6 protein-coding genes are annotated in these 6,585 nt (G+C 32.6%); all 6 read left to right on the forward strand.

The window, feature by feature from the left end; genetic code table 11:
• The first annotated feature begins 364 nt into the window (after positions 1-364).
• The 6 genes from LQ608_RS12270 to celB are packed head-to-tail and all read left to right on the forward strand — an operon-like array spanning position 365 to position 6,389.
• Entirely contained in the window at positions 365-1,795 is a 1,431-nt protein-coding gene (locus LQ608_RS12270; RefSeq protein ID WP_239752183.1) for a 6-phospho-beta-glucosidase, read from the forward strand.
• An 18-nt stretch (positions 1,796-1,813) separates the two neighbouring features.
• A complete protein-coding gene (locus LQ608_RS12275; RefSeq protein WP_115337762.1) occupies positions 1,814-2,140 on the forward strand; it encodes a PTS cellobiose transporter subunit IIB in 327 nt (108 codons plus the stop codon).
• A 27-nt stretch (positions 2,141-2,167) separates the two neighbouring features.
• On the forward strand, positions 2,168-4,156 hold the full coding sequence (locus LQ608_RS12280; protein ID WP_239752184.1) for a BglG family transcription antiterminator: 1,989 nt from the start codon (positions 2,168-2,170) through the stop codon (positions 4,154-4,156).
• Between the two features lie 13 nt (positions 4,157-4,169).
• Positions 4,170-4,493: a PTS cellobiose transporter subunit IIA gene (locus tag LQ608_RS12285; RefSeq protein WP_115337761.1), complete on the forward strand. Its 324-nt coding sequence runs from the start codon at positions 4,170-4,172 to the stop codon at positions 4,491-4,493.
• 14 nt (positions 4,494-4,507) lie between these two features.
• Entirely contained in the window at positions 4,508-5,011 is a 504-nt protein-coding gene (locus LQ608_RS12290) for a hypothetical protein (protein ID WP_239752185.1), read from the forward strand.
• Between the two features lie 22 nt (positions 5,012-5,033).
• Positions 5,034-6,389, forward strand: a complete 1,356-nt coding sequence (gene celB / locus LQ608_RS12295; RefSeq protein WP_239752187.1) for a PTS cellobiose transporter subunit IIC — start codon at positions 5,034-5,036, stop codon at positions 6,387-6,389.
• Positions 6,390-6,585 lie beyond the last annotated feature (196 nt).

Genomic DNA, 6,585 nt, shown 5'->3' on the forward strand with positions numbered 1-6,585 from the left:
GTCCAGAAACGCAAAATACAGGCCGATAAATAAAATTAGCGACCCGAAAACGCAAAATACAGGCCGATAAATAAAATTAGCGACCCGAAAACGCGAAATACAGGCCGATAAAAAAATTTAGCGACCCGAAAACGCAAAATACAGGCCGATAAAAATAATTAGCGACCCGAAAACGCAAAATACAGGCCGATAAAAAAATTTAGCGACCCGAAACCCCATAAACCCGTAACCAAATTCAAAACAGTTCTACTTAAATATCATGCATTTCCGTAATACTACGGAACTTTTCAAGATGCTACTCTATAATGAAAGCGTTTACAATAAAAGTGTATTAAGAAAAGTTTGGTTAAAGGAGGAATATTGAATGTCAAAACTACCGAATGATTTTCTATGGGGAGGCGCTGTTGCAGCACACCAACTTGAAGGGGCATGGCAAGAAGATGGTAAAGGTATAAGTGTTGCTGATGTAATGACAGCAGCATCTCATGGGAAACATAGAGAAATAACGGATGGGGTTATAGAAGGTAAAAATTATCCGAACCACGAAGCGATTGATTTTTATCATCGATACAAAGAAGATATTAAGCTTTTTCATGAGATGGGCTTTAAATGTTTCCGAACTTCAATTGCTTGGTCAAGAATATTTCCAAATGGAGATGATCAAGAACCAAATGAAAAAGGGCTGAAATTCTATGATGACTTATTTGATGAATGTCTTAAATATGGAATTGAACCAGTCGTAACATTGTCACACTTTGAATTACCCTATCACTTAGTAACTGAATATGGAGGATTTCGTAATAGAAAGGTCGTTGATTTCTTTGTTCGATTTGCGACTGTTTGTTTTGAAAGATATCAAGACAAAGTAAAGTATTGGATGACTTTTAACGAAATTAACAATCAAGCAAATTATGATGAAGATTTCGCGCCATTTACAAATTCAGGTGTGAAATACGAAGCCGGTGAAAATAGAGAACAAATTATGTATCAAGCTGCACACTATGAACTTGTAGCAAGTGCTCAAGCTACTAAAATTGGTCATCAAATTAATCCACACTTTGAAATTGGTTGCATGATTGCGATGTGTCCAATTTATCCTGCAACTTGTAATCCTAAAGATGTGCTTATGGCTCAAAAAGCGATGCAAAAAAGATATTATTTCACAGATGTTCATGTTCACGGTGAATATCCTGGATATATGAAAAAATACTTTAAGTCTAAAAGTTTTGATTTAGATATTACGGATCAAGATGTAGAAGATTTAAAAAATGGCACAGTTGATTATATAGGATTTAGTTATTATATGTCATTTGCTATTTCACATGATAAATCCAATGAACAATATGATTATGTTGAGACACGTGATTTAGTAAAAAATGATTTTGTAAAAGCTTCTGATTGGGGATGGCAAATCGACCCTGAAGGCTTACGATATGCAATGAATTGGTTTACAGATATGTATCATCTACCTTTGTTTATTGTTGAAAATGGATTTGGTGCAATTGATGAATTAGGTAAAGATGGTATTGTTCACGATGATTATAGAATCGAATATTTAAAAACACATATCGAACAATTTATAAAAGCAGTCGATGAAGATGGCGTTCAATTAATGGGATATACACCATGGGGATGCATTGATTTAGTATCTGCTGGTACAGGCGAAATGAAGAAAAGATACGGATTTATATATGTGGATAAAGATAATGAAGGCAACGGAACGCTTGATCGATCTAAAAAAGATTCATTCCATTGGTATAAAAATGTCATTGCTACTAATGGAGAAAAATTATAAAACACGGAGGTTTTTATTATGAAAAAAGCTTTAATTATATGTGCAGCAGGGATGTCATCATCTTTAATGGCTAAAAAAACAACAAATTATTTAAAAGAACAAGGACATGATATTGAAGTAGATGCAATTTCAGCAAATGAAGGTGCAAGAATGATTGAAAAACAATCTTTCGATTTATATTTAGTAAGTCCACAAACAAAAATGTATTTCAAAAAATTAAAAGAAGCTGGTGATAAAGTGAATAAACCAGTCGTTAATATACCACCACAAGCTTATGTTCCGATTCCAATGGGCATTGAAAAATTGGCGAGTGTAATTTTGCAAGGGATGGAAGAAACGGTATAATACTCTCTATGAAATGAGGGGAAGCTTATGCTAAGTCAAAGAGAAATAGAGATACTCAGTTATTTATCACAACGACGCAACGAATTTGTTAAAAGTTCAGAAATTGCGACTATGCTACAACTCTCAGATAGAACGATTAGAAAATATGTCAAAACATTAAAGCCTGAAGTAGAAAAAAATGGTGCAACACTCATTGCTAAGCAAGGGTATGGATACCAACTCAAAATAGACTTAATGATAGAATTTGAAAATTTTTTAAAACGTTATTTATCTAAAGATGGTCCAGAGCAAGAAAATATCAATGATTCTAAAGATAGACAGTATTACATTTTAAACTTGTTACTTTTTAAAAAGGTAGGTATTACGATTGAGCAACTAAGTGAGCAATTATATATTTCAAGGTCTACAGTTTCTCAAGATATTGCAACTATTAAAAAGATTATTGCTCAGTATAATCTAGGGATTGTGAGCAAACAACAGCATGGCATAGCGATTGAAGGGGATGAAAGAGATAAGCGTCATTTTATAATGGATTATTTCTTAGGAAATCATTTCTTTCATTCTATTAATAAATATTTTCAAGAAACACCACTTTTACAACAAATCAATATGGAAGAATTGGCGATCATTGTAGTTGATGAGACGAGAGAATCTAAAGTATACCTTTCAGATTATATACTTCAAAATCTAGTGTTACATCTAGGGCTCATGATTAGGCGATTATTAGATGGTTATAGTTTGAAGACAATCACTTCAAATGAAGAAGTGCTAACTGAAAATGAATTATCAGTTGCAAGAAAAATTCTAAATCGTGTTGAACGAATTTATAAAATATCATTTCCAGAAGAAGAAGCTAAATACATCAGCTTGCACATTATGACTAAAGGTTCTCAACTTCAAAATCAAGATGCTCAGAGTGACTTATCACAGAGAGTGTCAAAAATATTAAATAAAATAGAAAAAGATTTAGGGTTTCCGATGTCGTCTGATAGTCAACTTTTATATGGTTTAGTTACACATTTAGAACCGTTAATAAAGCGTATTCAGAATAAATTTCATTTAGAAAATCCAATATTAAATGATATTAAAGCGCAAAATGAATCATCACTTACTATGACTAAGACATATTTTGGAGAGTTAGAAGAACTGAAAAATCAAGAAGTGAGCGATGGAGAATGGGCATACTTAACTTTACATTTACTTGCAGCAATTGAAAAATATTACCAGCGTGAAAAGTTAAATGTGCTAGTGATTTGTGCGACAGGCTATGGAAGTGCTCAAATGCTCAAAGTCAGAGCTGAAAGAGAATTTAGTTTACAGATGAATATAGTCGATGTAATTAGCTACTATGAAATAACCGATGAAAAATTAGAACATATTGATTTAATTATTTCATCTATTGATCTATCTACAATTGTTTTTAAAGTACCGGTTATTCAAGTGAATGTGTTACTTAACGAACAAGATATTAAAAAAATAAATACATTTATTCATCATCATGATAATAAATTTTCATATAATGATGCATTAGAAGAAAATGTTGCAACAGAACAATATAGCTTGTTCTTTAACCAATATTGTAATGAAAGTTCATTTAATTATATTGAAGAGGCGATAACAAAAGAGGCGATTTTTGACCTTTTAATTAAGCAATTGAGTTTAAAAGAAGAGCGAGATTTTGAAGATAAATTGCGAAGACAACTCAATTTTAGAGAAGAATTGAGTACGGTTGTATTTAGTGATGATGTAGCTGTTCCTCATACTGCACAACCAGTAGGCGATTATTCAAGCATAGCTGTAGCGCTCGTACCTAATGGTGTGTATTGGGACGAACAACATCAACAAATCAAACTTGTCATTATGTTATCCCCTTCAAAATATAATGACAATGAGCTCAAAACGATTATTGATATTATCGTTAATCTAATTGATTCTGATGAAAAAATAGCAGAAATCATGAATTGCAAAGATTATAACAGCTTTAAAAATTATATGGTCGGTCAATATCATAAATAAAGGGGTTTAGCTTATGGAACAAGAAGAAATTCAAGTTGTTGCGTTTGAAATTATTTTACATAGTGGTACTGCGCGTACAAATATACATGATGCTTTTAAAAATATGCGCGAGGATAACTATGAGCTAGCTGAGCAAATATTAGATGAAGCAAATCAAGAAATAACATTAGCGCATCAATCTCAAACTGATTTATTACAAAAATATGCATCAGGTGAATCCATTAATATGGAAATTATTATGGTTCACGCCCAGGATCATCTTATGACTACAATGACTTTAAGAGAGGTAGCTATCGAGATGCTTCACTTATATAAAAAAGTAAATGATGCACTTTAAAAGAGGGATAAAAAATGGATGAAAGAACAAAAGTGGAATTTGAAAAAAATAGAAAAGAAACAAGTCTTAAAGCAATGTACTTTAATCGATTTTTATTAATCAGATATATGTCAGCTTTGTTCTTTTTCTCAAATCTATATTGGTTTTTTACACTTGTGATGAGTCGCTCATTAACTTTGGTCATACCACTTGTACTAATGATCATCATTTTAATAAGTGTTGCAGAGCAAGTGCGAATGTATGGTAATCATTCGAACAATGTTAAATATACACAGTCTTGCTTTTTAAGTTTATTCGCGGTCAATGTAGCATTAATACCAATAATATTATTAACACCTTTATTTCAATATTTATATCCATTTATAGTCGACCAAACGAGTTCAAGGTTAATTGTAGCTGGTGTACTTGTCGGAGGATTAGTCGTTAGTGGTTTCATTTTGTTTAGATTATATAATATTCGACATAACAAAGATTGGCATTATAAACGATTACAAAGGTTTGAAAATGCAATGAACTAAACAAAGAAAAGGGGTCTAGGTTATGGAATCAGAAAATAAAGTTTTTGCTTTTTTAGAGAAGTATTTAATGGGTCCAATGGGGAAAATAGCTTCATTTAGAATTGTAAGAGCAATCATGGCTGCTGGTATGGCTTGTATACCATTTACAATTGTTGGTTCGATGTTTTTAGTATTAAATGTTATACCGCAAACCTTTACGTTTTTAGAAGGATTTTGGAATAATACCTTTTTAAAAATTGGTGACTTATACATGTTAGCCAATAAGGCAACAATGGGCATATTAGCATTGTATTTCTGTTTAGTTATCGGTTATGAATACACAAAAATTTATGCTGATGAAGAAGATTTAGAAGTTAATCCGCTTAACGGTGCATTATTATCTATGTTTGCATTTTTCATGGCTATTCCACAATTAATAATGGAAGACGGTAAGATGGTTCTTGTGAACATTATGAAGAAAGATGTCAACATATTTAATGGCTGGGAGATGTCAGGGGATGGTGTAAGTAGGCTTGGCACGACTGGGATATTTACAGCTATTATAATGTCCATCATCGCTGTACAATTATATAGATTATGTGTGAAACGCCAATGGATTATTAAGATGCCAGAAGCAGTTCCTGAAGGTGTTTCCAGATCCTTCACAGCATTAATACCAGCATTCTTAGTTGCTTTTGTCATACTAACTTTCACAGGTATTTTAGTAGCATTTAATACGGATATCTTTAAAATAATTGCAGTACCATTTGGATTTGTAGTGTACTTGACGAGTAGTTGGTTAGGAATTTTAGTTATATACTTCTTAATACATGCACTTTGGATAGTAGGGATTCACGGAGCAAATATCATCAGTGCATTTATTACACCAATCGTACTTACAAATATGCAGCTAAATATAGAAGGCGCAAACATCCCATTTGCAGGAGAATTCCAAAATTCATTCGTTGTAATGGGAGGTTCAGGTGCAACATTAGGGTTATGTATCTTTATAGCTTTCTTAGCTAAATCAGAACAATTGAAAGTATTAGGTAAAGCTTCATTAGTACCAGGTTTATTCAATATCAACGAACCACTCGTATTCGGTTTACCAATCGTTTATAATCCATTCTTAGCAATACCATTCTTCTTAGCACCAATGGTATCAGCTTCAATAGGTTACTGGACAATCAAATTAGAACTTGTAAAACCAATCATCGCACAAGTACCATGGCCATCACCTATAGGATTTGGAGCATTTATTGGTACAGCAGGTAGTCTAATGGCCGTATTAGTATCACTTATTTGTGGATTTGTAGCATTCTTAATATGGTTCCCATTCATTAAAATATATGATAAAAAACTAGTAGAACAAGAAAAAGGTAATGACGCTTTAATATAAGGGGAAATAAATGGCTGAGACAAATTTGTCTCAGCCATTTTGTATTTGATGTGGTATTTCGGGTTTCTGGACCGATAAATAAAATTACCGGTCCAGAAACGAGAAATACAGGCCGATAAAAATAATTATCGACCCGAAAACACGAAATACAGGCCGATAAATAAAATAAGCGACCCGAAAACACGAAATACAGGCC

The organism is Mammaliicoccus sp. H-M34 (assembly GCF_022386495.1).
Classification (GTDB): Bacteria; Bacillota; Bacilli; order Staphylococcales; family Staphylococcaceae; genus Mammaliicoccus; species Mammaliicoccus fleurettii.